This window comes from Pseudomonas sp. AU11447, assembly GCF_001672555.2.
GTDB classification, from domain to species: Bacteria; Pseudomonadota; Gammaproteobacteria; order Pseudomonadales; family Pseudomonadaceae; genus Pseudomonas; species Pseudomonas nitroreducens.
In genome coordinates this window covers 67,636-91,718 of the sequence record NZ_LZDG02000017.1, presented here as the reverse complement: position 1 = coordinate 91,718, position 24,083 = coordinate 67,636, and the positions used below count along the sequence as shown (strand labels likewise).

23 protein-coding genes and 1 pseudogene are annotated in these 24,083 nt (G+C 65.8%); 6 read left to right on the top strand and 18 right to left on the bottom strand.

What is annotated here, in order from left to right:
• Nucleotides 1-11: 11 nt before the first annotated feature.
• Nucleotides 12-449, bottom strand: coding sequence for a D-aminoacyl-tRNA deacylase (gene dtd, locus A6723_RS01120; protein WP_024764182.1), 438 nt, complete (start codon nt 447-449; stop codon nt 12-14).
• Entirely contained in the window at nt 446-1,417 is a 972-nt protein-coding gene (pip, locus tag A6723_RS01115) for a prolyl aminopeptidase (protein WP_054910850.1), read from the bottom strand. The genes dtd and pip overlap by 4 nt, the downstream gene beginning before the upstream one ends.
• Nucleotides 1,418-1,596: 179 nt before the next feature.
• Between pip and A6723_RS01110 the strand changes: the two genes are divergently transcribed.
• The gene (locus A6723_RS01110; RefSeq protein WP_054910851.1) at nt 1,597-2,025 is read left to right on the top strand and encodes a hypothetical protein; all 429 of its coding nucleotides are present in this window, start codon (nt 1,597-1,599) and stop codon (nt 2,023-2,025) included.
• The gene (locus tag A6723_RS01105; protein ID WP_054910852.1) at nt 2,022-2,498 is read left to right on the top strand and encodes an NUDIX hydrolase; all 477 of its coding nucleotides are present in this window, start codon (nt 2,022-2,024) and stop codon (nt 2,496-2,498) included. Before A6723_RS01110 ends, A6723_RS01105 begins: the two co-directional genes overlap by 4 nt.
• Before the next feature lie 2 nt (nt 2,499-2,500).
• Here A6723_RS01105 and A6723_RS01100 read toward each other — a convergent pair whose 3' ends face one another.
• From A6723_RS01100 to A6723_RS01090, 3 genes are read right to left on the bottom strand one after another with little or no spacing between them, the layout of a single operon-like run.
• Nucleotides 2,501-3,400 carry a transporter substrate-binding domain-containing protein gene (locus A6723_RS01100; protein WP_054910853.1) on the bottom strand — a complete coding sequence of 300 codons (900 nt, stop codon included), beginning with the start codon at nt 3,398-3,400 and terminating at the stop codon, nt 2,501-2,503.
• A 39-nt stretch (nt 3,401-3,439) separates the two neighbouring features.
• The gene (locus tag A6723_RS01095; RefSeq protein ID WP_054910854.1) at nt 3,440-3,790 is read right to left on the bottom strand and encodes a RidA family protein; all 351 of its coding nucleotides are present in this window, start codon (nt 3,788-3,790) and stop codon (nt 3,440-3,442) included.
• A gap of 24 nt (nt 3,791-3,814) precedes the next feature.
• A complete protein-coding gene (locus A6723_RS01090) occupies nt 3,815-5,059 on the bottom strand; it encodes a D-amino acid dehydrogenase (RefSeq protein WP_054910855.1) in 1,245 nt (414 codons plus the stop codon).
• 63 nt (nt 5,060-5,122) lie between these two features.
• Here A6723_RS01090 and A6723_RS01085 point away from each other — a divergent pair.
• Nucleotides 5,123-6,101 (top strand): annotated as a pseudogene (locus tag A6723_RS01085) (LysR family transcriptional regulator).
• 98 nt (nt 6,102-6,199) lie between these two features.
• Here the strand turns inward: A6723_RS01085 and hutG are convergent.
• From hutG to A6723_RS01025, 12 genes are all read right to left on the bottom strand, one after another.
• Nucleotides 6,200-7,003 (bottom strand): N-formylglutamate deformylase, encoded by an 804-nt coding sequence (hutG, locus tag A6723_RS01080; protein WP_054910857.1) that lies wholly within the window; start codon nt 7,001-7,003, stop codon nt 6,200-6,202.
• A gap of 255 nt (nt 7,004-7,258) precedes the next feature.
• Complete coding sequence (gene hutI / locus A6723_RS01075) at nt 7,259-8,455, bottom strand: imidazolonepropionase (protein WP_054910858.1); 1,197 nt, start codon at nt 8,453-8,455, stop codon at nt 7,259-7,261.
• Nucleotides 8,452-9,984: a histidine ammonia-lyase gene (gene hutH / locus A6723_RS01070; RefSeq protein WP_054910859.1), complete on the bottom strand. Its 1,533-nt coding sequence runs from the start codon at nt 9,982-9,984 to the stop codon at nt 8,452-8,454. The genes hutI and hutH overlap by 4 nt, the downstream gene beginning before the upstream one ends.
• Before the next feature lie 49 nt (nt 9,985-10,033).
• A complete protein-coding gene (locus A6723_RS01065) occupies nt 10,034-10,849 on the bottom strand; it encodes a glycine betaine/L-proline ABC transporter ATP-binding protein (protein WP_054910860.1) in 816 nt (271 codons plus the stop codon).
• Complete coding sequence (locus tag A6723_RS01060) at nt 10,846-11,700, bottom strand: proline/glycine betaine ABC transporter permease (RefSeq protein WP_038803328.1); 855 nt, start codon at nt 11,698-11,700, stop codon at nt 10,846-10,848. The genes A6723_RS01065 and A6723_RS01060 overlap by 4 nt, the downstream gene beginning before the upstream one ends.
• A 63-nt stretch (nt 11,701-11,763) precedes the next feature.
• A complete protein-coding gene (locus A6723_RS01055; protein ID WP_054910861.1) occupies nt 11,764-12,735 on the bottom strand; it encodes an ABC transporter substrate-binding protein in 972 nt (323 codons plus the stop codon).
• Between the two features lie 79 nt (nt 12,736-12,814).
• The gene (locus A6723_RS01050; protein ID WP_054910862.1) at nt 12,815-14,227 is read right to left on the bottom strand and encodes a cytosine permease; all 1,413 of its coding nucleotides are present in this window, start codon (nt 14,225-14,227) and stop codon (nt 12,815-12,817) included.
• 225 nt (nt 14,228-14,452) lie between these two features.
• Nucleotides 14,453-16,129, bottom strand: coding sequence for a urocanate hydratase (gene hutU / locus A6723_RS01045; RefSeq protein WP_064979537.1), 1,677 nt, complete (start codon nt 16,127-16,129; stop codon nt 14,453-14,455).
• Between the two features lie 398 nt (nt 16,130-16,527).
• Nucleotides 16,528-17,271 carry a histidine utilization repressor gene (gene hutC, locus A6723_RS01040; protein ID WP_054908800.1) on the bottom strand — a complete coding sequence of 248 codons (744 nt, stop codon included), beginning with the start codon at nt 17,269-17,271 and terminating at the stop codon, nt 16,528-16,530.
• A 213-nt stretch (nt 17,272-17,484) separates the two neighbouring features.
• Nucleotides 17,485-19,200 carry a single-stranded-DNA-specific exonuclease RecJ gene (recJ, locus tag A6723_RS01035; RefSeq protein ID WP_054908801.1) on the bottom strand — a complete coding sequence of 572 codons (1,716 nt, stop codon included), beginning with the start codon at nt 19,198-19,200 and terminating at the stop codon, nt 17,485-17,487.
• Between the two features lie 67 nt (nt 19,201-19,267).
• Complete coding sequence (locus A6723_RS01030) at nt 19,268-19,807, bottom strand: YaeQ family protein (RefSeq protein WP_054908802.1); 540 nt, start codon at nt 19,805-19,807, stop codon at nt 19,268-19,270.
• 61 nt (nt 19,808-19,868) lie between these two features.
• Nucleotides 19,869-21,047, bottom strand: coding sequence for a diguanylate cyclase (locus A6723_RS01025; RefSeq protein ID WP_054908803.1), 1,179 nt, complete (start codon nt 21,045-21,047; stop codon nt 19,869-19,871).
• Nucleotides 21,048-21,304: 257 nt separating this feature from the next.
• Between A6723_RS01025 and A6723_RS01020 the strand changes: the two genes are divergently transcribed.
• The 3 genes from A6723_RS01020 to vapC all read left to right on the top strand — a co-directional run bounded on the left by A6723_RS01020 (nt 21,305) and on the right by vapC (nt 23,347).
• Nucleotides 21,305-22,504, top strand: a complete 1,200-nt coding sequence (locus A6723_RS01020) for a CaiB/BaiF CoA-transferase family protein (protein WP_054908804.1) — start codon at nt 21,305-21,307, stop codon at nt 22,502-22,504.
• A 208-nt stretch (nt 22,505-22,712) separates the two neighbouring features.
• Nucleotides 22,713-22,943: a type II toxin-antitoxin system VapB family antitoxin gene (gene vapB, locus A6723_RS01015; protein ID WP_054908805.1), complete on the top strand. Its 231-nt coding sequence runs from the start codon at nt 22,713-22,715 to the stop codon at nt 22,941-22,943.
• Nucleotides 22,943-23,347: a tRNA(fMet)-specific endonuclease VapC gene (gene vapC, locus A6723_RS01010; RefSeq protein WP_054908806.1), complete on the top strand. Its 405-nt coding sequence runs from the start codon at nt 22,943-22,945 to the stop codon at nt 23,345-23,347. The genes vapB and vapC overlap by 1 nt, the downstream gene beginning before the upstream one ends.
• Before the next feature lie 42 nt (nt 23,348-23,389).
• Here vapC and A6723_RS01005 read toward each other — a convergent pair whose 3' ends face one another.
• Nucleotides 23,390-24,076 (bottom strand): GntR family transcriptional regulator, encoded by a 687-nt coding sequence (locus A6723_RS01005; RefSeq protein WP_054908807.1) that lies wholly within the window; start codon nt 24,074-24,076, stop codon nt 23,390-23,392.
• Nucleotides 24,077-24,083: the final 7 nt, after the last annotated feature.

Genomic DNA, 24,083 nt, shown 5'->3' with positions numbered 1-24,083 from the left:
CTGCCGCGCGTTCAAGCCTCCAGTAGAAAGGTCACTGGCCCGTCATTGACCAGGTGGACCTGCATGTTGGCGCCAAAACGGCCAGTGGCGACCAGCGGATGACGCTCTCGCGCCTGTTCCACGAGTAGATCGAACAACGCGGCGCCCCTTGCAGGAGGCGCCGCGCTGGAAAAGCTCGGTCGCAGGCCCTTACGGGTGTCTGCGGCCAGGGTGAACTGCGAAACCAGCAGCAGGCCGCCGCCGACATCGCTCAATGAAAGGTTCATTTTACCTTCATCGTCGCCAAACACTCGATAGTTAAGCAGCTTGTGCAACAAACGGTTGACCGAGTCTTCGTCGTCCTGGGGTTCCACCCCTACCAGAGCCAGCAGCCCATGGTCGATAGCGCCGACGATTTCGCCGTCAACCTCGACGCGGGCGCCGCGCACCCGCTGGATCAAACCCTTCATTCAGCCTCCGGCGGCAGGTTCAGCAGGCGGCGGCCGATTTCATTGGTCGCGCGGATCAGCGCATCGGTGATGCCCGGCTCGCCGGCCACGTGGCCGGCGTCGCGGACGATCTGCAGTTCGCTGTTGGGCCAGGCCTTGTGCAGCGCCCAGGCGTTGTCGAGCGGGCAGACCACGTCATAGCGGCCGTGGACGATCACACCCGGCAGGTGGGCGATCTTGTGCATGTCGCGCAGCAGCTGGTCCGGCTCGAGGAAGCCGTCGTTGACGAAATAGTGGTTCTCGATGCGGGCGATGGACAGCGAGCGGTGCGGGTCGGCGAAGCGATCCACCACCGCCGGGTTCGGCCGCAGCGTGGCGGTCCGGCCTTCCCAGGTGGACCAGGCGCGCGCGGCGTGCATCTGGGCGATCTGGTCGGGGCCGGTCAGGCGGCGATGGAAGGCATGCAACAGGTCGTCATGTTCGTCGGCGGGAATCGGCGCCAGGTAGTCTTCCCAGTAATCCGGGAACAGGCGGCTCGCGCCCTCCTGGTAGAACCAGCGGATTTCCTGCGGGCGGCAGAGGAAGATGCCGCGTACGATCAGCGCCAGCACGCGCTCGGGATGGGTCTGGGCGTAGGCCAGCGAGAGGGTCGAGCCCCAGGAACCGCCAAACAGCACCCACTTGTCGATGCCCAGGTGCTCACGGATGCGCTCGATGTCCTGCACCAGGTGCCAGGTGGTGTTGTTCTCCAGGCTCGCATAGGGCGTGGAGCGGCCACAGCCGCGCTGGTCGAAGGTGACGATGCGGTAGATGTTGGGATCGAAGAAGCGCCGCGACATAGCATCGCAACCGGAGCCCGGGCCACCATGGATGAACAGAACCGGCAGTCCGTCGGGCGTGCCGCTCTCGTCCACATAGATGACGTGCGGCTCTTCGACGGCCAGTTCATGGCGGGCGTAAGGCTTGATTTCCGGATACAAAGTTTGCATGGCTCGCTCCTGGATCAGTGCGTACGGTCGCTCCCGGACCAGTAACCATCCTAGGGCCTGTCGCCACCTTATAGAAAGTCGCGTTGCCGCAGCGCGACTTCCATCGAAAGTCTTCGGCCCCCACGGTGTCGGGCATGATACTCGGGCCAGCGAAAAACCCATAAGGGAGTTAGTGAGCCATGCCACGGAAGTTGTTTCTTTCTCTTTTGCTGCTGGTGCTCGCCTTGGCCGGCTGCGATCGCGACGACCCGCGCGCGCAACTGGACGCCGCCGTGAAGCAGTTGCAGGACAACCTCGAAGCCAAGAATAGCGGGGCCGTGATCGATCAGTTGGCTGGCGACTTCCGCGCCAACGGCGAGTTCGACCGCGACTGGGCCGGGCGCACCATGACGCTGATGTTCCTGCGGCACCAGCAGGTCAAGGTGATCCTGCTCAGCAGCGAGAGCCGGGTCGACCCGACCTACGCCAATCGCGGCCATACCGACGCTCAGGTCGCCCTTACCGGCGCCGAGAACCTCATCCCCGACAGCGCCGGGCATTATTCCGTGAAACTGGAATGGTGGCGCGACGGCGCCGAATGGAAACTGGCGAGGCTCGACTGGCAATGACTTCCCCCCTGCAACACCGTATCCGCGCCGCCGGGCTGCTGGTACGCAACGACGAAATCCTGCTGGTGCGCCATGCCGTCGCCGGCGACGAGTACTGGATTCCACCGGGCGGCGGCTTCGAGTCGGACAAGGACGAGTCCACCCGCGACACCGTGCGCCGCGAGTGCCGGGAGGAAACCGGGCTGGCCGTGAAAGTCGGCCCGCTGGTCTACGTGCGCGAATTCGCCGAGCCAGTGGCCGGGCGCTTCCACATGGAGCTGTTCTATCGCGTCGACGCCTGGGATGGCCGGGTCAGCCTGGACAACCTGCGCGGCCTGGGTGGCGACGAGTTCGATATCCGCGAAGTCGCCTGGGTGCCGCGCCGCGAGCTACCGCGCCTGCCCTCCTACTATCCCGCCGAATTGCTCGACGATGTCTGGGAGCGCCTGGCCGAGGCGCAACCGCTGATCCGCCACCTCGGCCTGCAGCGCTAGGATTACTGCACCGGTTCGCTGGTGGGCTTGGCGATGATCGCCTGCAGCTCGGCGGTCATGGGGAATTCCAGGTTGAGGTTCTTCGGCGGGATCGGCTGCTCGAACCAGCGCTGGTAGATGCCCTTGATCTCGCCGGAGGAATACAGCTCGGCCAGCGTCTGGTTGACCAGGGCGAGGAACTGCGGATCGTCCTTGCGCACCATGCAAGCGTAGATTTCCCGCGATTGCGGCTCGCCCACCACCACCCACTGGTGCGGATCGCGGGCCTTGGCCTTCTCGCCGTAGAGCAGCGCGTCATCCATGTAGAAGGCTACCGCGCGGCCCGACTGCAGCATGAGGAAGGCTTCGCCATGATCCTTGGCGCTGACCACGTTCATGCCCAGTTTGTGCTCGGCGTTGTAGGCCTTCAGGTAGCGCTCGTTGGTGGTGCCGGCGGTGGTCACCACGTTCTTGCCCTTGAGGTCGGCGAAGCCCTGGATGCCGCTGTCCTTGGCGGTCAGCAACTGGCCTTTCACGTAGATGAAGCCGTAGGAGAAGGCGACCTGCTTCATGCGCTCGGCGGTGACGCCGGTAGAGCCACACTCCAGGTCCACCGTGCCGTTCTGCACCAGCGGAATGCGCGTCTGCGAAGTCACCAGGTTGTACTTCACCTTGAGATCGGGCTTGCCGAGCTTCTGCCTGATGCGCTCGACCACCTTGCCGGCCAGGTCCACCGAGTAACCCATGGGCTGCCCGCTGTTATCGCCCAGGTAGGAGAACGGTACCGAGGCGTCGCGATAACCCAGGGTTATCGTGCCGCGCTCGGCGACTTTCTTCAGCGTGCCGTCCAGTGCCTCGTTGGCCTGTGCCAGCGCGCAGACCAGGCTGGACGCCGCCAGCATTCCCAGAGCAAGTCGTTTCATGGGTGCGATCCTTCTTGTTGTTGTGAGTCGGGTTGGGGGTCAGGGCCGCGCGGCAATCACGGTGATTTCCACCAGCACCTGCGGCCGTGCCAGCAGCGCCTGCACCGTGGTGCGGGTCGGTGCGCAGCCTTCCGGCAGCCAGGCAGACCAGACGCCGTTCATGGCCTCGAAATCGGCGGCGATGTCCTTGAGGTAAATGGTCGCGCTGAGGATGTTCGCCTTCCCGGTGCCGGCTTCGGCCAGCAGCGCGTCGATCTTCGCCAGCACCTCGCGGGTCTGGCCCTGGATGTCGGTGGCCTGCCCAGGTACCTGCCCGGAGAGGAACACCAGCGAGCCGAAGACCATAGCGCCGGAAAGGCGATCGTTGGTGGCGATGCGTGTGAGTTGCATGGTGAGTCTCCCCATTCGAAGGAATCAGCCGGCCAGCCGCGCGGGCGTCAGGCCGGTCGTGTCGATATCCGGGTGGCGCCCGGCGATCTGTGCGGCAATCAGTTGCGCACTGCCACAGGCGAGGGTGAAGCCCAGCGCGCCGTGGCCGAGATTCAGCCACAGGCCGCGCGGCCCGCAGGCCCCCACCAGAGGTACGCCGGTGGGCGTGGCCGGACGCATGCCGGCCCATTCAATAGCGGCGCCGTAGTCGCAGGCGTCCGGCAGCGTATCCGCCGCCTGCTGCCGGATCAGCGCCAGCCGCTTGGGCTCCAGGCGCGGGTCGAAGCCGACGATATCGACCATGGCAGCAATGCGCAGACGTTCGCCGATGCGCGCATAGACCACCTTGCGGTCGTAGTCGGTGAGGCTTACCTCCAGCGCGTGGTCCTCGGCGCGGATCGGCGCGGTCAGGCTGTAGCCCTTCAGCGGATAGAGCGGCAGGCGCGGGCCGCCCGGCAGCAGCGCGGCGCTGCGGTAGCCGGCAGCGAGGACCACGTGATCGGCCTCGAAGGTCTCGCCGCCCGCCTCCACGCCGATCACGACGCCATTGCGAATCATCAGCCGGGAAGCCGGGCGGGCAAACACCAGCCGGCAACGTCCCGATGCCTGAAGTTGCTCGGCGAGACGCTGGCAGAACAGGAAGCAGTCGGCGACCTCCTCGTCCGGCGTATGGATGCCACCGACGAAGGGCGCACGCGCCAGCGCTGGGTCCAGCTCGCGGCACTGCTGCGCCGAGAGCACGAATTGCACAGAAGGATCGGACAGGTTCTGCCGCGCACTGCGGAAGCTGCCTTCATCGCGGAAGGCCACCAGCTTGCCGTTGCGCCGCCAGTCGAAGCCGTCCAGCCCATCCTCTCGCCACTGCGCCAGCGTGCTCTGGCTGAACAGCGCGAGGCGCAGCAAATGTTTCGCATTGGCCTGGTTCACCGAGCGCCGACAGGCCGCCGTGAATTCCATCAGCCAGCGCCACTGCGCCGGATCCAGGCGCGGGCGCAGGCGCAGCGGCGAGTCGCCGCGCAGCAGCCAGCCCAGAGCCTGCTGCGGTACGCCGGCATCGGCCAGCGGCGCCACGTAGCGGTAGGACAGCTGGCCGCCGTTGGCGTAGCTGGTTTCCAGCCCGGCCGTATCCCGCGCTTCCAGCACGGTGACGTCGAATCCTTCGAGGACCAGCGCATGGGCCGTGGCCAGCCCGACCACGCCCGCGCCGATGATGCAAACCCGCTGTGCCATTGCCGTCTCACTGCCAAGCGATTCCAGGCCTCGACCTTAGGGCCGGGTGACAGGCGGCGAACAATGAATAAACATGGACAACCCATAAACCAGGGTTATACCTTGGCGAATCCGCTGACGGAGGCAAGCCATGCGCCTGCGCCATATCGAAGTGTTCCAGGCCATCCGCGAGACCGGCTCGGTCAGCGGCGCCGCGCAATTGCTGCACGTCTCCCAGCCGGCGGTAACCAAGGTGCTGCAGCACGCCGAGCAGCAGTTGGGCTTCCCGCTGTTCCTGCGCGTGCGCGGCAAACTGCAGGCGACCCCCGAGGCGCTGGAGCTGGAGCGCGAAGTCGCCAAGGTCACGGAAAGCCTGCAGGGCGTGCGTCGCCTGGCGCAGAGCCTGCGCGGCCAGCCGGAGAACCGTCTGCGCGTGGGCGCCACGCCAGCCCTGGCGCTGTCGCTGCTACCGTCGGTGATCCGCGAATGGACCGACCGTTATCCACAGAGCAGCTGCGAACTGGCGACCCAGCATTCCCGCGAGCTGATCCAGAACCTGCTGATGCGCGAGCTGGACCTCGCCCTGACCCTGCAGCAGACCGACCACCCCGGCCTGCGCTCGCAGGTCATCGCCAGCGGCCCGCTGGTAGCCCTGGCACCACGCGCGCACTGGCCGGAAGACCGTTTGGCCAAGGCGCTGACGCTGGACGAGTTGGCCGGTGAGCCGATGATCGGGCTGTCCACCTCCGATCCGCTGTCGGCGCGCCTGGAAAGCCATTTGGCGAACGTCGAACCGCCGCCACGCGTGCGCATTTCAGTACAGACCTACGCACTGGCGCGCACACTGGTGGAAGCGGGGACAGGATTGGCGCTGGTCGACCCCTTCACGGCACTCGGCGCGGACAAGCAACTCACCGAGCTGCGCCCGCTATCGCCTCCGGTGAAGGTCACGCTCTACGCCCTGACCCGAGCCGATGAGACGCCTCCGCACACCCAGGCGCTGCTGCTGGAGATGCTGGTGCGGCATGCAGACGGGCAACTGGCGCAGCACCGCTTAGAATAAAAGACAGCCCCCTGCCACACCGGGGAAGCGCCGCCGGGATGCGTGGTCCGGTGGCGCCGCGCCGACAAGCCCCGGCGCGGCAGGAGGCTGTGTAAAACTCAGCGGCCGTAGCGCTCGCGGCCCCAGGCGATGAAGGTTTCCAGCATGCGCCGAAGTACCTGGGCGGTCGGCGCGGCAAGGTCTTCGCGGTAGCCGAAGGGCGCCTGCTCATCCATGTAGTTGCACTGCGCGAGTTCCAGTTGCACCGCGTGCACGTTGTCCTGCGGCTGGCCGTAGTGGCGGGTGATATGGCCACCCTTGAAGCGCCCGTTGAGGATGTGGCGATAGGCTGGAGCCTCGGCGCACACTGCGACCAGTCGCTCGGCCAGCTGCGCATCGCAGCTCGCGCCGCTGTTGGTGCCGATATTGAAGTCGGGCAGTTTGCCGTCGAACAGATGCGGGATGACCGAGGCAATCGAGTGGGCATCCCACAGCAGCGCATAGCCGAATTCTGCCTTCAGCCGTGCGAGTTCGCCGGCCAGGGTCTGGTGATACGGCGTCCAGACTTCCTTGAGGTAACGCGCACGCTCTTCCGCGGAAGGCGCCTGCCCTTCCTTGAACAGCGGGCGGCCGTCGAACAGGGTGTCCGGATAGAGGCCGGTGGTGGCAGTGCTGTACAGCGGCTTGTCGTCGGCCGGGCGGTTGAGGTCGATGACGTAGCGCGAATAGCCGGCAGCCAGGGTGCTGGCGCCCAGTTCTTCGGCAAAGGCGTAGAGCTGCGGGATGTGCCAGTCGGTGTCGGCCAGCTCGCGCGCCTCGTCCACCAGGCCGGCTTCCACGGCCGGAGTCAGGCGGATGCCGGGGTGCGGCATGCTGATCAGCAGGGGCACGCGGCCGCGTTTGAATTTGAGAACGTTGTCCATAGGGCTATCTCCAAACCGGGCGAGATGTATTCGCTGTTCGTGCGAGCAACGTTTCCTTCCGGAAATCCGTGCTGCTGCTTCCCTCTCCCCAGCCCTCTCCCTGAAGGGACAGGGGGCATCCGATTGAAGCGAGCCACTCGTGCCACTCTGCGACATCGCTTGCAGGCTGACGCCAGAGTTCCGAGTTCTGCCGAACCGGTCCCCTCTCCCGCTTGCGGGAGAGGGTTAGGGAGAGGGGCTTTTGATCTTGTGGCTTCACAGCTCTTCGCCATGACGAATGACGCGCTTGGGCAGGTCGCCGCCGAGCCAGTAGGCCAGTTCGGCGGGGCGCTGGATGTCCCAGGCGATGAAGTCGGCGACCTTGCCCGCTTCCAGGCTGCCGTGGCTGTCGGCCATGCCCAGCGCCCGTGCAGCATTGAGGGTGACGCCGGCCAGCGCCTCTTCCGGGGTCAGGCGGAAGGCGGTGCAGGCCATGTTCAGCATCAGGCGCAGGGACAGCGCGGGCGAGGTGCCGGGGTTGAGGTCGCTGGCGATGGCGATGTTCACGCCGTGTTTGCGCAGGGCATCCATCGGCGGCAACTGGGTTTCGCGAAGCACGAAGAAGGCGCCCGGCAGCAGCACGGCCACGGTGCCGGCCTCGGCCATGGCGATGGCGTCGCTTTCGTCCATGAACTCCAGGTGGTCGGCGGACAGCGCGCCGTAACGCGCTGCGAGGCTCGAGCCATGCAGCGAGGACAGCTGCTCGGCATGCAGTTTTACCGGCAGGCCTAGTCGCTTCGCAGCCTGGAACACCCGTTCGACCTGCACGGGGGAGAACGCCAAGTGTTCGCAGAAGGCGTCCACCGCGTCCACCAGCCCTTCCTCGGCCAGCGCCGGGAGAATGTGGGTGCAGACCTGATCGATGTACTCGTCGGCGCGCCCGGCGTATTCCGGCGGCAGCGCGTGGGCGGAGAGGCAAGTGGTGCGTACCGTCACCGGCAGCTCCTGCTCCAGTCGGCGGGCGACGCGCAGCATGCGGCGTTCGCTGTCCAGGTCCAGGCCGTAACCAGACTTCACTTCCAGCACGGTCACACCGTCAGCCAACAACGGACGGGCACGCTTGATGGCGCTGGCCAGCAGTTCGTTCTCGCTGGCCTCACGGGTGGCGCGCACGGTGCTGGCGATGCCGCCGCCAGCCGCCGCGATCTCGGCGTAGCTGACGCCGTTCAGGCGCTGCTCGAACTCGCCGCTGCGGTCGCCACCGAACACCAGGTGCGTGTGGCAATCGATGAAGCCGGGCGTGACCCACGCACCGCCCAGGTCGGTGCTCTGCACGGGGCGCTCGGGTAGTTCGGCGCGCGGGCCGATCCAGCTGATGCGTTCACCCTCGGTGATGATCGCGGCGTCTTCGATGATGGCGTAGCGGCCGCCCTTCATGGTTGCCGCGTGGCAGTGGTGCCAGAGATGTTTCATTGCAGTCTCCCGATGCTCGCGCCAACGCTATCCAGCGCCGCCGGGTCAGCCAGCAGCGCGGTGGCGCGGTCGATGTCCGGCGCCAGCCAGCGGTCGCTGTCGTAGGCCGGTACCTGTTCGCGCAACAGGCTCCAGGCACAGTCGGTGCCGGCGCCGAAGCGCTGCGGCTTGAGGAATTCGAAGGCCTGGCCGGCCAGCAGGTATTCAATGGCGAAGATGCGTCGGGTGTTGTCGATGGCGCGGCCCAGCTTGAGTGCCGCGCTGGTGCCCAGGCTCAGGTGGTCTTCCTGCAGGCCGGAGGTGACGAAGTTGTCCACCACTGCCGGTTGCGCCAGCTGGCGGTTCTCACCAGCCAGGGAGGCGGCGACGTACTGCACGATCATCATTCCCGAGTTGACGCCCGGCTGGCTGACCAGGAAGGCCGGCAGGCCACTGACCAGCGGGTTGATCAGGCGATCCAGGCGGCGCTCGGCCACGCCGCCCAACTCGGCCACGGCAATGGCCAGCAGGTCGGCGGCCATGGCCACGGATTCGCCGTGGGGATTGGCCTGGGACACCACGCGGTAGTCGTCCGGCGTGCCCAGCACCAACGGGTTGTCGGTGGCGGAATTCAGTTCGGTCTCGATCTGCTTCGCCGCGTGTTCCAGCTGATCGCGGCAAGCGCCGTGGATCTGCGGCATGGAGCGGATGCTCAGCGCATCCTGGGTGCGGATACCCTTGCTGCTGGCGATGACTTCGCTGCCTTCGAGCAGCGCGCGCAGGTTGGCGCCGACCTTCTGCATGCCCGGGTGCGGCTTGAGCGCGATGATCTCGGCGTCGAAGGCGTCGATCTGCCCGCGCAGGGCCTCGAAGCTCATGGCGCCAATCACGTCGGCCCATTGCGTCAGGCGGGTCGCGTCGTCCAGTGCCAGGCAGCTCAGGCCGGTCATGCACGGCGTACCGTTGACCAGGCAGAGCCCGTCCTTGGCGCCCAGTTGCACCGGTTCCAGGCCTTCGGCGGCCAGGGCGCGGGCAGCGGGAACGACCTCGCCGCGATAGCTCACCTCGCCGATGCCCAGCAGCGCCACGCCAACGTGGGCCATGTGCGTGAGATAACCGACAGACCCCTGGGACGGCACGCGCGGGGTGATGCCGTGGTTGAGCAGCGCCAGCAGCGCTTCCACCACGCGGCGGTGCAGGCCGGATTTGCCGTGGCTGTAGTTGGCGATGGCGGCGGCGATGATCGCGCGGGTCTGTTCGTCCTTCAGCGGCTCGCCCACGCCGCAGGCATGGCTGAGCAACGTGTTGCGCGACAGCTGCGCCAGTTGTTCGCCCTGCAGTACCACGTTGCACAGCGCGCCCAGGCCGGTGCTGATGCCATAGGCCCGCTCACCCCGGCTGACGATGCGCTCGACGATGCCACGGGCGTTGTCGATGCGCGCCCAAGCGGCCGGCGACAGTTGCAGGCGCGCGCCCTGGCGCGCCACCGCGACCAGGTCCTGCCAGCGCAGCGGGCCGTTGCCGAAAGTGATGGTGGAAGAGGACGACATGCGGAACTCCTGTAGGCGGGGAAGCCCCCTTCCCCGCCGATAAATGGCGTTAGATCGCAGCGACGCGGCGCTGGACGAAGCGGTCGACGTACTCGTCGGCAGGCTTGTGCAGGATGTCAGTGGGCGCACCGACCTGGATCAATTGGCCGTCCTTGAGGATGGCGATGCGGTTGCCGATACGCACGGCTTCATCGAGGTCGTGGGTGATGAAGACAATGGTCTTGTGCAGGGTCTTCTGCAGCTCCAGCAACTGGTCCTGCATGTCCGCACGGATCAGCGGGTCGAGGGCGCTGAAGGCTTCGTCCATGAGGATGATGTCGGTGTCCGCCGCCAGGGCGCGGGCCAGGCCAACGCGCTGGCGCATGCCGCCGGAGAGCTGGTGTGGGTAGGACTTCTCGTAGCCCTTCAGGCCCACGGTGTTGATCCAGTGCAGCGCGCGCTCCTGGCACAGCGCCTTGCTCTCGCCACGGATCTTCAGGCCGTAGGCGACGTTGTCGAGCACGCTCTTGTGCGGCAGCAGGCCAAAGCTCTGGAACACCATGCTGATCTTGCGGCGGCGGAAGTTTTCCAGCGCGGCCGCGTCGTAGCCGAGCACGTCCTCACCGTCGACCAGGATCTGCCCGCTGGTGGGGTCGATCAGGCGGTTGAAGTGGCGTACCAGGGTCGACTTGCCGGAGCCGGACAGGCCCATGATGACGAAGATTTCCCCGGCCTCGATGGACAGCGACAGGTCGTTCACCCCGACCACGCAGTCGGTGGCGGCGAGCACCTCGGCCTTGCTCTTGCCCTGGCGGATCATCGCCAGGGCCGCATCGGCCTTGGCGCCGAAGATCTTGTAGACGTTCTTGACCTGGATCTTGCTCATTTGCTGGCCTCATGGTGGCGCGAGCGGCCGTAAGCCTGGGTGATGCGGTCGATGACCACGGCGAGGATGACGATGGCGAGGCCCGCCTCCAGGCCCTTGCCGACGTTGAGGGTCTGGATACCCACCAGTACGTCCTCGCCCAGGCCACGGGCGCCGATCATCGAGGCGATGACCACCATCGACAGGGCCATCATGGTGGTCTGGTTGATGCCGGCCATGATGCTCGGCAGCGCCAGCGGCAGCTGCACGCCGAACAGTTGCTGGCGGCGGTTGGCGCCGAAGGCGGTGATGGCTTCCATCACTTCGCGGTCGACCTGGCGGATGCCCAGGTCGGTGAGGCGGATCAGCGGCGGCGCGGCGTAGATCACCGTGGCGAAGATCGCCGGCACCTTGCCCAGGCCGAACAGCATCAGCACCGGGATCAGGTACACGAAGCTGGGCATGGTCTGCATGATGTCCAGCAGCGGCAACAGGATCGCCCGGAAGCGGTCGCTGCGCGCGGCGAGGATGCCCAGCGGAATGCCGATCAGCACCGAGATGATGGTCGCGACCATCATCAGCGCGAGGGTCTGCATCAGCTTGTCCCACAGGCCCACGGCACCCACCAGGAACAGCAGCCCGACGATCACCACGGTCGGCAGGATGCGCCGCGTGGCGTGCCAGGCGATGCCGGCGACGATGGCCAGCATCAGCCACCAGGGCGTCGCACGCAGCACGCTCTCCAGGTTGACGATGGCCCACAGCAGGGTGTCAGAGATGTGGCGGAACACGTCGCCGTAGTTGGTGACCAGGGCATCGACCCAACCGTTGACCCAGTCGGCGATGGAGAAGGTGAAGCGTTCGGGAAACATGGCACGTACTCGTCAGGAGTGGGGCATCACCGGGGACGCTGGGCATCCCCGGAATCGGCGGCATCAGAGCGCGGCCTGGACCTTCTTCGCAGCGTCCTCGCTGACCCAGGTGGTCCACACCTCCGGGTGTTCCTTGAGGAAGGCCTTGGCCAGTTGCTCGGAGGTCAGTTTCTCCTTGGCCATCTTCGCCAGGTTCTGGTTCAGCAGGTCGATGGGCAGGTTGACCTTCTCCAGCACGGCCACCAGTTCCGGCGCCTGGTCGTGGAAGGCCTTGGACAGGCCGACCTGGATCTTCACGTCCTTGTTCACGCCCGGCTCATCCAGCTTCACCAGGTCGGCCTGGCCCATCAGCGGCGTCGGCGACCAGTAGTAGAAGAGAATAGGCTCCTTGCGCTTGTAGCTCGACAATACGGCGGCATCCAGGGCCGGGCCGGTGCCGGGGCGGAAGTTGGTGAACTTGTCCTCGAGGCCGTACTTCTTGAGCATCTCGGAGTTTTCCAGCTCGCAGGTCCAGCCGGCCGGGCAGTTGTAGAAGCGGCCCTTGCCCGGCTCTTCCTGATCGCGGAAGACCTCGGCGTACTGGGCGAGGTCGGTGACAGCCTTCAGGTTCGGCGCCTTGGCTTCGATGTTGCGCGCCTTGTCGCCTTCGATCACGAAGCGCGGCACGTACCAGCCTTCGGTGGCACCGACGATGGGCGCGCCCACGCCGACCACCTTGTTCGCAGCGGCAGCCTTGTTCCAGGCGTCACTGCGGCCAATCCATTCCTCGCTGAAAATCTGGATGTCGTTGTTCGCCAGCGCCTGCTCCATGGTGATGGAGTTGCCCGGCAGGCTGTCGGTTTCGCAGCCGTAGCCGTTCTTCAGGATGATCTGCATGAGGTCGGTGAGCAGCATGCCGCTCTCCCAGTTCAGCCCGGCGAATTTCACCGGCTTGCCACTCTCGCACCAGCCGGCGGCCTGGGCCGATGCCTGGGTGCCGCCCAGCAGACCGGCGGACAGGAACAGGCCCAGCAGCGTCTTCTTGGTGTTGTTCATCTGATGCTCCTAAACGTGAATGAGGTTGGGCAGTGCAAGAGCCGCGCGGGCTTGTGGCTGCGCGGCCGGGCCGGTCTGTTCAGGTGCGGGCCGGCAGGATCAGCCGGTCCGGTACTGCCCGCGTGACGCGCCGGGCGACCAGGTAATAGAGAACCGCAGGGACCACCAGGCCGATGATCCAGGAGATATCCACGCCGCCGAGGGCATCCACCAGCGGGCCGGTGTAGAACTTGGTGGAAATGAACGGCAATTGCACCAGGACGCCGATCACATAGACGCTGATGCCGGGAACATTCCAGCGGCCGTAGCGGCCATCCGGATCGGAAAGCGCCGGCACGTCGTAGTGCTCGCGGGTGATGCAGTAGTAGTCCACCAGGTTGACCGCGCTCCACGGGGTGAAGAACGCCAGCAGGAAGAGGATGAAGGACTTGAACGCGCCGAGGAACGAATGCTGGCCGAGCAGTGCGATCAGGGTCGCGGCGCCGACGATGACCAGCACGAAGACCAGTCGTTGCAGGCGAGTCACTTCCAGGTGGCCACGGAAGCCGCTGATCACGGTGGCGATGCACATGAAGCTGCCGTAGGAGTTGAGCGTCGAGATGGTGATCTTGCCGAAGGCGATGGTGAAGTACAGCAGTGCGGCGACAGCGCCACTGCCGCTGAGACCGACGATGTACGCCACTTCGCGGCCGGCGAACTGCCCGTTGGCCATGGCCGCGGCGAACACGCCGAAGATCATCGCCACCTGGGCGCCGATCACCGAGCCGGCGCCCACGGCGAGGAAGGTTTTCACCGAGGACGTCTTGCTCGGCAGGTAGCGCGAGTAGTCCGCGACATACGGCCCGAAGGCGATCTGCCAGGAAGCGGCCAGCGACACCGCGAGCAGGAAGCTGCTCCAGCTGAAATGGCGGATTTCCAGCAGCGCGCCGACGTCGGTCTGGCTCATCAGGCGGCTGAACAGGTAGACGAAGGCGATCACGCCGATGACGCTGGCGATGCGGCCGATGACATGGATGACGCGGTAGCCGAGCACGGTGACCAGCACGATGACGCTGGCGAAGATCAGGATGCCGACGCTGTCGCTGACGCCGAACAGCTGACCCAGCGCCTGGCCGGAAAGCACCGTGCCGGTAGCGGTGAAGCCCAGGTACATCAGGCACACCAGCACGATCGGGATGGCCGCGCCGTAGACGCCGAACTGCACGCGGCTGGAGATCATCTGCGGCAGGCCGAGCTTGGGCCCTTGCGCGGCATGCAGCGCCATTACGCCGCCGCCCAGCAGTTGGCCGATGAGCAGGCCGATCAGCGACCAGAACACATCGCCGCCCAGCACCACGGCCAGGGCGCCGGTGACAATGGCGGTGATCTGCAGGTTGGCGCCCAGCCACAGGGTGAACTGGCTGTAGAGCTTGCCGTGGCGCTCGGCCTCGGGGATGTAGTCGATCGAGCGCACCTCGATCAGGGGTTTGGAGCTATCACTGGCCTGGGACATCGTTATTGTTCTCCCGAAGGGATTCTTGTCTTGTCGATGTACTGCATTGCTTGACGGACCGAGCCGCCGCACCACGCCGTGCGGCGGCCCTCTCCCTGGTCCTTGTTGCATCACTCACGGCTGCCTGGCCGCCGTAGGGCGCATAACGCGCCAGCGTTATCCGCCGGCACAACGGCGGATAACCTGTTCCAGGTTATGCGCCCAACGCGCTGGCCCGGCTGCGCCTTACTTGCCGGTGATCATCGGCAGGTTCAGGCCCTGCTCCTTGGCGCAGTCGATGGCGATCTGGTAACCCGCATCGGCATGGCGCATCACGCCGGTGCCTGGGTCGTTGGTCAGTACGCGGGCGATTCGCTCGGCAGCTTCGTCGGTGCCGTCGCAGACGATCACCATSCCCGARTGCTGGGAGAAGCCCATGCCCACGCCGCCRCCGTGGTGCAGCGAGACCCAGGTGGCGCCGCTGGCGGTGTTCAGCAGGGCGTTGAGCAGCGGCCAGTCGGACACGGCGTCGGAGCCGTCGCGCATGGCTTCGGTCTCGCGGTTGGGGCTKGMCACCGARCCGGAGTCGAGGTGGTCGCGGCCGATCACGATCGGCGCCTTCAGCTCGCCGCTGCGGACCATTTCGTTGAAYGCCAGGCCRAGCTTGGCGCGCTGGCCCAGGCCGACCCAGCAGATGCGCGCCGGCAGGCCCTGGAAGCTGATGCGCTCRCGCGCCATGTCCAGCCAGTTGTGCAGGTGGGCGTCGTCGGCGATCAGTTCCTTGACCTTGGCGTCGGTCTTGTAGATGTCCTCGGCGTCRCCGGACAGYGCGGCCCAGCGGAACGGRCCGAYGCCRCGRCAGAACAGCGGGCGGATGTAGGCCGGGACGAAACCGGGGAAGTCGAAGGCGTTGGTGACGCCCTCTTCCTTGGCCATCTGGCGGATGTTGTTGCCGTAGTCGAAGGTCGGCACGCCCTGCTTCTGGAACTCCAGCATGGCTTTGACGTGCACGGCCATGGATTGCTTGGCGGCCTTGACCACGGCGGCCGGGTCGGTCTGCGCGCGGTCGCGGTACTGCTCCCAGGTCCAGCCGGCSGGCAGGTAGCCGTTGAGCGGGTCGTGGGCGGAGGTCTGGTCGGTSACCATRTCCGGGCGCACGCCGCGCTTGATCAGCTCCGGGAGGATTTCCGCGGCRTTGCCCAGCAGGGCGATGGAGATGGCCTTGCCTTCGGCGGTGTACTGGGCGATRCGCGCCAGGGCGTCATCGAGGTCCTTGGCCTGCTCGTCGACRTAGCGGCTGGCGAGGCGGAAGTCGATGCGGCTCTGCTGGCATTCGATGTTCAGCGAGCAGGCGCCGGCCAGGGTCGCGGCCARCGGCTGGGCACCGCCCATGCCGCCGAGACCGGCGGTGAGGACCCACTTGCCTTTCAGGTTGCCGTCGTAATGCTGGCGGCCGGCTTCGACGAAGGTTTCGTAGGTGCCCTGGACGATGCCCTGGCTGCCGATGTAGATCCACGAGCCSGCGGTCATCTGGCCGTACATGGCCAGGCCCTTGGCRTCGAGTTCGTTGAAGTGCTCCCAGTTGGCCCAGTGCGGCACCAGGTTGGAGTTGGCGATCAGCACGCGCGGGGCGTTGGCGTGGGTCTTGAAGACGCCGACCGGCTTGCCGGACTGCACCAGCAGGGTCTCGTCTTCATTCAGCTCCTTGAGGGTGGCGACGATCTTGTCGTAGCACTCCCAGTTGCGCGCGGCGCGACCGATGCCGCCGTACACCACCARCTCCTTGGGRTTCTCGGCGACTTCCGGGTCGAGGTTGTTCATCAGCATGCGCAGCGGCGCTTCGGTCAGCCAGCTCTTGGCGTTCAGTTGGGTGCCGCGCGGGGCACGGATTTCGGTATCACGGTAACGGCCGGTGGAGCTCATCTGGACTTCCTCGATGCAGGGGTGGCGCCACGCTGGAAGGCAGTCCGGCGTAGCAGAAACGGGTGAATAGAGGGCAACGGGCATTGCCGTACTCATCTGGTATCACCTGATATGTGTAAAACCTTATATCAACCTGTATATACAAGCTAATGCAAAGCGAGGGCCAAATAGCCTGGCGATGCCCAGGGAGCTCAATCACATGACGACAATGTCGTTTTATTTCAAATGGATAGAAATCTTATGCACAGGCGGGCGGCGCCCCTCGCCACGGGCAGCAGCGAGAGAAGGCGGCGAGAAAGGAAGGAGAAAAAGTAACAGCGCGGTGCACAGTGGTAACAAAACAGTGCACCACAGGAGACAGCGGGGCGGATTTTCCGCCCCCTCGGGATGACAGCTGATTACTGCCCGAAACGACCTTCGAGGCGATAGCGCGACCCCGGATAGACCAGTCGCGCAGCACCCACCTGCCCCTTCGCCGACCAGGTGCGGCGGCGGATCAGCAGGCAGGCGTCGCCACGCTTGATGCGCAGCAGCTTGCAGTCGGCCGCTTCGGCGTTGATCGCCTCGACCACATGCTCACCCTCAGTCAGCGGCGCCAGCTGGATCAGGTAGGCGTAGGGGGTGATACGGGTGAAGTCCTGCTGCAGGTACTCCGGCGCCACCTCGGCGTTGACGAAGCGTTCCTCCAGCTGCACCGGTACTTCGTTCTCGTAGTGCACGACGATGGAGTGGAAGATGCGCTGGACGTTTTCCAGCTCGAACGGCATCGCCAGGGTCATACCCTCGGCCAGCGGCTCCAGCAGCACGACTTCGCAGCGGTGCTCATGCCCGCGTGCGGCGATCTCCTCGGCGATGTTGTGGATCTCGAAAAGCGCCGCATGGCCCTTCTGCTCGGCAACGAAGGTCCCCACGCCCTGCAGGCGCACCAGCACGCCTTCGATGGTCAGCTCGCGCAACGCGCGGTTGATGGTCATCCGGCTCACGCCCAAGAGGGCGAACAGCTCGCTCTCCGAAGGCAGCTTGGAATTGGGCTTCCAGACGCCATTGCGGATCTGCTGCAGGATGATTTCCTTGACCCGCGCATACAGGGGCGCCGGAGTTTCCAGCGCGAACGCGGCCAGGGAGGAATGATCTTGGGACACGGCAGCTCCTGAGTCAGCGGAAGGCGGGCTAGCCGCCAGTCTACCCGCCGCTGCGCCTGCCGCCTACGCGCCACAGCCGCGAAGCCGAACCACGGCCAACCGTTGAGCCGCTTTGGTAGGGCGCATAACGCGCCAGCGTTATCCGCCACGAGGGGGGGCGGCGGATAACCTGTTCCAGGTTATTCGCCCTACGTTCTGTAAGAGCCGACAGACTCAGCGCGGCGCGATATGCGCCACCATCAGTTGCACCGTCTCGTTGCCACGGAACTCGTTGACGTCGAGCTTGTAGGCCACTTCCGCCCAGCGCACGGTGGGGTTGGGCCAGATTTCGCGGTCAATGTTGAAGGCGATGGCGTCCAACTGCAGCGATCCGCACTCGGTCTTGAGCACCAGCTTCAGGTGTCGCTCGCCGACCACGCGCTGCTGGACGATCTGGAAGATGCCGTGGAACAGCGGCTCGGGGAAATGCTGGCCCCAGGGTCCGGCCTGGCGCAGCGCGCGGGCCAGTTCCAGGTGGAACTCCTCGGCGCCCAGCTGGCCGTCGGAGAGCAGGCGCCCGGTGAGGTCTTCTTCATCCAGCTGACGGCGCACTTCGGCGTCGAAGGCAGCGGCGAAGGCGCCGAAGTTTTCCTGCGGCAGCGACAGGCCGGCGGCCATGGCGTGGCCACCGAACTTGCTGATCAAGCCCGAATGGCGCGCAGCCACGGCGTCCAGCGCATCGCGGATATGGAAGCCCGGCACCGAACGCGCCGAGCCCTTGAGCGTGCCATCGCCAGCATCGGCGAAGGCGATGGTCGGACGGTGGTAACGCTCCTTCAGGCGCGAGGCGAGGATGCCGATCACTCCCTGGTGCCATTCCGGGTCGAACAGGCACAGGCCGAAGGGCATCTCTTCCACCGGCAGTTCCTTGAGCTGGGCCAGCGCCTCGCGCTGCATGCCCTGCTCGATGGCCTTACGGTCCTGGTTGAGCTGGTCGAGCTGCACCGCCATGTCGCGGGCGACGCCTTCGTCTTCGCAGAGCAGCAGCTCGATGCCGAGGGACATGTCGTCCAGGCGCCCGGCAGCGTTCAGCCGCGGGCCGAGGATGAAGCCGAGGTCCGTGGAGGTGATCCGCCGGCAATCGCGACCGGCCACTTCCAGCAGCGCACGCAGCCCCGGACGTGCACGGCCAGCACGGATACGCGCGAGGCCCTGATGGACCAGGATGCGGTTGTTGGCGTCCAGCGGTACCACGTCGGCGACGCTGCCCAGGGACACCAGGTCGAGCAATTCAGCGAGGTTCGGCTCGGCGATGCCGCGTGCAGCGAACCAGCCGAGTTCACGCAGGCGGGCACGCAGGGCGAGCATCACGTAGAAGATCACACCGACACCGGCCACGGCCTTGCTGGGGAAGTCGCAGCCGGGCTGGTTCGGGTTGACGATGGCGTCGGCGGCGGGCAGCTCCGGCCCCGGCAGGTGGTGGTCGGTGACCAGCACGCGCAGGCCGGCGGCCTTGGCGGCGGCGACGCCGTCGATGCTGGAAATGCCGTTGTCCACGGTCACCAGCAGTTCCGGGCGCTTCTCCAGCGCCACGGCGACGATTTCAGGGGTCAGGCCGTAGCCATATTCGAAGCGGTTGGGTACCAGGTAATCGACCCAGGCCGCGCCGAGCATGCGCAGCGCCAGCACACCGACGCTGCTGGCGGTGGCGCCATCGGCGTCGAAGTCGCCGACGTAGAGAATCCGCTGGCCCTTTTCCAACGCGTCGACCAGCAGTTCCACCGCCGCGTCCACACCCTTGAGCTGCTGGTACGGGATCAGCCGCGCCAGGCCCTTGTCCAGCTCCTCCGCACTCTGCACGCCACGGGCGGCGTAGAGGCGGGTCAGCAGTGGCGGCAGGTCGCCCAGGTTGGGCAGGGTTTGCGGGAGGGGACGGGATTCGATGCGCATGGGTGTTCCAGTCGATTCATTCAGGCGCCGATCCCGGCGCCCTGGTTACAGCGGGTAAAGCTGGCGCTTAACGCTCGCCCATCAGCCATTCGACTTGCAGCTCGTGCTGGCCGCGCTCGTCGGTGACGAAGATGGTTCCTTCGCTGATCATCACGGTCCAGTTGATCGAGCGCGGCAGGTCGCGGGAGATTTCTTCCAGCGCTTCCTGGGGCATGGCGACGACATTGAGAGTCTTCAGGTGGCGGACGCTGTCGAGCACCTTGGTGGTCCACACGCGCAGGTTGCCGTAGGCGACCAGGGTCAGCTTCTCGCAGCGGCGCGAGCACCAGGTCAGGCGATCGGCATCCGGCTGGCCAACTTCGATCCAGTGCAGCACGCGGTCGTCCAGGCTCTTTTCCCAGAGCGAGGGCTCTTCCACGTCCGACAGGCCACGGCCAAAGGCCAGCTGCTCGTTGTACCAGATGACGTAGGCCAGCAGGCGCACCGCCAGGCGCTCCTCGGTTTCCGAGGGGTGGCGGGCGACGGTGAAGCGCAGGGTCTCGTAGACCCCACGGTCGAGGTCGGTCAGGCTGATATCGGCTTTGTAGGGCGTGGCGGACAGGGCCATGGGTGTTCCCGGCGAATTTTCGAAGGCGGCAAGTCTACCGCGAAAGCACCGGCACCGTGGGTCAAGTGCGCGGACGTCGGTCGGTTCCAGGCTCCGGCGCTGCCAGTTCAATGCGGTTGCGGCCCTTGGCCTTGGCGGCGTAGAGCGCCTGGTCGGCCAGCGACAGCAGGCGCAACAGGTCGTGGCCGGCCTCGCGGCTGGTAGCGATGCCGATGCTCACGCTGAGCTGGCCCTCGGCCATGAACGGCAACTCGGCGAACTCACGGCGCACGCGCTCCGCCACCTGGCACGCACCCTCGGTATCGGCTCCCACCAGCAGGCAAGCGAACTCTTCCCCGCCGATGCGGGCGAACTGGTCGTGCTTGCGCATCCGCGAGGCGGTGATGCGGCTGAACTCCACCAGCACACGGTCGCCGGCGGGATGGCCGAAGGAGTCGTTGAGGCGTTTGAAGTTGTCCAGGTCGCAGAGCAGCAACGAAGCCTGTTCGCCCCGCTCGGCGCAAAGGCGCAGCAGGCGCTCGCCGGTCTCCATGAAGGCGCGACGATTGCCGACGCCGGTCAGCGGATCGCTCAGGGCAGCACTGCGGAACTGCAACTCGGCACGCTCCTTGACCATCGCCAGGGTGGCGAAGGCAATGCCGATGGCGAACAGCATGGTCTCGAAGACCAGGAAGGTGAAGAATGTGGAGCCCTGGCCGTTGTTGGCCACGCTCTCGAACGGCATGCCGCGGTCAACCACCAGGCGCACCGCATAAACGAGGGTATGAAACAGCAGTAGCGCCAACGTCGGGCGCAACTCCACTTCCAGTTTCCGGCGGCCCCGCCACAGCTCGCTGATGGCAGCCACGCAATAGATGACCGTGATGCCCGTGCTGACGGCGATGCGCACCGCGAGGGATTCGTAGAACGCCGGAACCAGGCAGAGCGCTGCCCAGAACGCCGCTCCAGCACCGATCAGCGGCCAGTGCGGCTTGCGGCCGGCGAAGACACGCATGGAGGTCCAGGTCATCGCCGAACACAGGTGCAGGACGACATTGCCCAGCAGGATCGCCACCCAGTCGAACCCCATCCCGCGCAGGGTCGCGAGGAAAGTCCCGAGGGCGCCCAGCAGCAGCGCGGCACTCATGTAGCCCAGGGTGGAGTCGCGGCGGCCACTGTGCCAGGCAAAGGCCATCAGCACGCCGACCAGGGTCAGCACGTAGAGGTCGACGACAACCAGCGTCGGCAGGTTCAACGTCATGCAGCCCCCTCGCCACCCGGCTGCACGCATTCTCCAGAGAATGCCGCCAGACCCTCGGGCTGTGTGGAAGAAGACGCACGCATCTCGGTATACCTGCCCGAAACCGGGCGAGCTGGAGTAAGAAACTTCTGAATGTCGCTACTCTACGCGCGCTCAAGGCCGGCGCAAAGCGCTGATACCGGGCGCCTGCCCGGCGGCCTGTTCGAAGCCGCGCACACGGGTTAGAGTCCCGCCACTCTCCTTGCTCGGACTCTCCGATGAACAGCACAGCCAAACCCCTCGCCGGCCTCAAGGTCATCGAACTCGGCACCCTGATCGCCGGCCCCTTCGCCTCGCGCCTGTGCGCGGAATTCGGCGCCGAGGTGATCAAGGTCGAGTCGCCCGATGGCGGCGACCCGTTGCGCAAATGGCGCAAGCTCTACGAGGGCACCTCGCTGTGGTGGTTCGTGCAGGCGCGCAACAAGCGTTCACTGACCCTGAACCTCAAGCACGAGGCCGGCCGCGAGGTGCTGAAGAAGCTACTCGCCGAGGCCGACATCCTGATCGAGAACTTCCGCCCCGGCGTGCTGGAGAAGCTCGGCCTGGGCTGGGAGGTGATCCACGCGCTGAACCCGAAGCTGGTGATGGTGCGCCTGTCCGGCTTCGGCCAGAGCGGCCCCTACAAGGACCAGCCGGGCTTCGGCGCGGTGGGCGAGTCCATGGGCGGGCTGCGCTACATCACCGGCTTCGAGGACCGCCCGCCGGTGCGCACCGGCATCTCCATCGGCGACTCCATCGCCGCGCTGTGGGGCGTCATCGGCGCGCTCATGGCCCTGCGCCACCGAGAAGTGAATGGCGGCGCCGGCCAGGTGGTGGACGTGGCCCTCTACGAAGCGGTGTTCGCCATGATGGAATCCATGGTCCCGGAGTTCGACGTGTTCGGCTTCATCCGCGAGCGCACCGGCAACATCATGCCCGGCATCACGCCCTCCTCCGTGCACACCACGGCCGACGGCAAGCACGTGCAGATCGCCGCCAACGGCGACGCCATCTTCCGCCGCTTCATGACCGCCATCGGCCGCCTGGATCTCGCCGAAGATCCGACGCTCGCCAGCAACGACGGCCGCGATGCCCGCCGCGATGAGCTCTACGGCATCATCGATCGCTGGGCGCGCTCCGAATCGCTGGATACCGTACTCAAGGTGCTGAACGAAGCGGAGGTGCCGGCCAGCCGCATCTTCTCCGCCGAAGACATGTTCAGCGACCCGCAATTCCTGGCGCGGGAGATGTTCCTCTCCGCCAAGCTGCCGGACGGCAAATCCTTCCGCATGCCCGGTATCGTCCCTAAGCTCTCCGACACCCCCGGCAGCGCAGAGTGGATCGGCCCGAAATTGGGCGAGCATACCGACGAAGTGCTTGCCGGACTGGGCTACGACGCAGCCGCCATCGCGGCGATGCGCAAGGATGGCGCGGTCTGAGCTTTTGACCTTCGTAGGAGCGAGCTTGCTCGCGAACCGCACGCCGCCGAACTGATCGGTGAGACTGTTCGCGAGCAAGGACTGGGCGTCCCCTTCGGTCCTACAGCCAGACCGCCTCTTTCACTGGGGGTTTTCACGTATATCCCATTGACATATCCCATCGAAAAACTAGCATGGCCAATATCAGCCATCCGAAGGGAGGTCCGTCATGGAACAAGGCTCCGTTTTTCAGAGCAACCGCAGTCAGGCCATCCGCCTCCCCAAAGCGGTGGCACTGCCGGAAGAAGTGAAACGTGTCGACGTGGTCGCCGTGGGGCGCACTCGCATCATCAGCCCCGCTGGAGAATCCTGGGACAGCTGGTTCGACGGCGACGACGTGACCGCCGATTTCATGAGCGAGCGCGAACAAACCGCCGATCAGGAGCGCGAGGGTTTCTGATGCTGAAGTACTTGCTAGATACCAACATCTGCATCTTCACCATCAAGAACAAACCCGAAGCTGTACGCGAGGCTTTCAATCGCCATTACGGCCAGCTCTGCATCAGCTCGATCACATTGATGGAACTGATCTACGGTGCAGAAAAATCTTCAGCTCCCGAAGCAAATCTGGCAGTAGTGGAAGGATTCGCGGCACGGCTGGAAGTCCTTCCCTACGACACCAATGCCGCCGCACATACCGGTCAGCTGCGTGCCGAATTGGCGAAGGTCGGGAAGCCCATCGGCCCCTACGATCAGATGATCGCAGGGCATGCCCGCTCACTCGGACTGATCGTGGTCACCAACAATCTGCGCGAATTCGAGCGAGTTCCAGGGCTGCGCCTGGAAGACTGGACGAAGTCCTGAAGCTGTAGGGGCAAGCAAGCTCGGCCCTACAGAAAAAGCCAGTCAGCCCGCTTCCTGCTCCGGCGCTTCGGTCTGGGCGATGAACTCCAGCATCTTCTCGCTGCCGTCCAGCAGGTCGGCGTGGATCGCCTCGCGGGCGGCGGTGCCGTTGCGTTCGCGCAGGGCACGCAGGACGTCCCAGTGGTGTTCGATGGCCATGCGCTCGTTGAAGTCGGCGTAGGCCTGGGCGATCAGCGGGCCGGTGCGCATCCACAGGCTATCGAGGAAGGCGCGTAGCAGCGGCATGCCGGCGATGTCGGCGAGGGCGAAGTGGAAGGCCTGGTTGAGCTTGAGCGCCAGCACCAGGTCATCCGCGTGGATCGCGTCGAGATTCTCGCGGATGTTGGCTTCCAGCTCGTCCAGCTGCTCATCGCTGGCGCGCGCGGCGGCGGTCTCGGCGGCGAGACCTTCGAGCGCCACGCGGATGCTACGGATCTCCAGGTACTGCTCGAGGGTGAGCAGCGGCACGCGGATGTCCCGCGGCGTCTTCAGCACCAGCGCCTGTTCCTTGGCCAGCTGCAGGATGGCGTCACGCACCGGGGTAACGCTGGTACCCAGCTGCTGGGCCAGGTCACGGATGCGCAGGCGATCGTCCGGCTTGAAGCGGCCGGTGATCAGCGCCTCGCGCAACAGCGCGTAGACGCCGCTGCCCAGGTAGGAATGATTGAGCCCTTCGATCGGGTAGTTCATCGCCGTC

Bases quoted from the DNA above. Each gene is read 5' to 3' on its own strand.
- A6723_RS01030 (WP_054908802.1), bottom strand. From the start codon at position 19,807: ATGGCCCTGTCCGCCACGCCCTACAAAGCCGATATCAGCCTGACCGAC.
- A6723_RS01100 (WP_054910853.1), bottom strand. From the start codon at position 3,400: ATGAAACGACTTGCTCTGGGAATGCTGGCGGCGTCCAGCCTGGTCTGC.
- A6723_RS01020 (WP_054908804.1), top strand. From the start codon at position 21,305: ATGAACAGCACAGCCAAACCCCTCGCCGGCCTCAAGGTCATCGAACTC.
- A6723_RS01090 (WP_054910855.1), bottom strand. From the start codon at position 5,059: ATGGCACAGCGGGTTTGCATCATCGGCGCGGGCGTGGTCGGGCTGGCC.
- A6723_RS01095 (WP_054910854.1), bottom strand. From the start codon at position 3,790: ATGCAACTCACACGCATCGCCACCAACGATCGCCTTTCCGGCGCTATG.
- recJ (WP_054908801.1), bottom strand. From the start codon at position 19,200: ATGCGCATCGAATCCCGTCCCCTCCCGCAAACCCTGCCCAACCTGGGC.
- A6723_RS01105 (WP_054910852.1), top strand. From the start codon at position 2,022: ATGACTTCCCCCCTGCAACACCGTATCCGCGCCGCCGGGCTGCTGGTA.
- A6723_RS01110 (WP_054910851.1), top strand. From the start codon at position 1,597: ATGCCACGGAAGTTGTTTCTTTCTCTTTTGCTGCTGGTGCTCGCCTTG.
- A6723_RS01025 (WP_054908803.1), bottom strand. From the start codon at position 21,047: ATGACGTTGAACCTGCCGACGCTGGTTGTCGTCGACCTCTACGTGCTG.
- A6723_RS01055 (WP_054910861.1), bottom strand. From the start codon at position 12,735: ATGAACAACACCAAGAAGACGCTGCTGGGCCTGTTCCTGTCCGCCGGT.
- hutI (WP_054910858.1), bottom strand. From the start codon at position 8,455: ATGAAACATCTCTGGCACCACTGCCACGCGGCAACCATGAAGGGCGGC.
- A6723_RS01050 (WP_054910862.1), bottom strand. From the start codon at position 14,227: ATGTCCCAGGCCAGTGATAGCTCCAAACCCCTGATCGAGGTGCGCTCG.
- hutH (WP_054910859.1), bottom strand. From the start codon at position 9,984: ATGTCGTCCTCTTCCACCATCACTTTCGGCAACGGCCCGCTGCGCTGG.
- vapC (WP_054908806.1), top strand. From the start codon at position 22,943: ATGCTGAAGTACTTGCTAGATACCAACATCTGCATCTTCACCATCAAG.
- hutG (WP_054910857.1), bottom strand. From the start codon at position 7,003: ATGGACAACGTTCTCAAATTCAAACGCGGCCGCGTGCCCCTGCTGATC.
- pip (WP_054910850.1), bottom strand. From the start codon at position 1,417: ATGCAAACTTTGTATCCGGAAATCAAGCCTTACGCCCGCCATGAACTG.
- A6723_RS01060 (WP_038803328.1), bottom strand. From the start codon at position 11,700: ATGTTTCCCGAACGCTTCACCTTCTCCATCGCCGACTGGGTCAACGGT.
- A6723_RS01065 (WP_054910860.1), bottom strand. From the start codon at position 10,849: ATGAGCAAGATCCAGGTCAAGAACGTCTACAAGATCTTCGGCGCCAAG.
- A6723_RS01005 (WP_054908807.1), bottom strand. From the start codon at position 24,076: ATGAACTACCCGATCGAAGGGCTCAATCATTCCTACCTGGGCAGCGGC.
- vapB (WP_054908805.1), top strand. From the start codon at position 22,713: ATGGAACAAGGCTCCGTTTTTCAGAGCAACCGCAGTCAGGCCATCCGC.
- dtd (WP_024764182.1), bottom strand. From the start codon at position 449: ATGAAGGGTTTGATCCAGCGGGTGCGCGGCGCCCGCGTCGAGGTTGAC.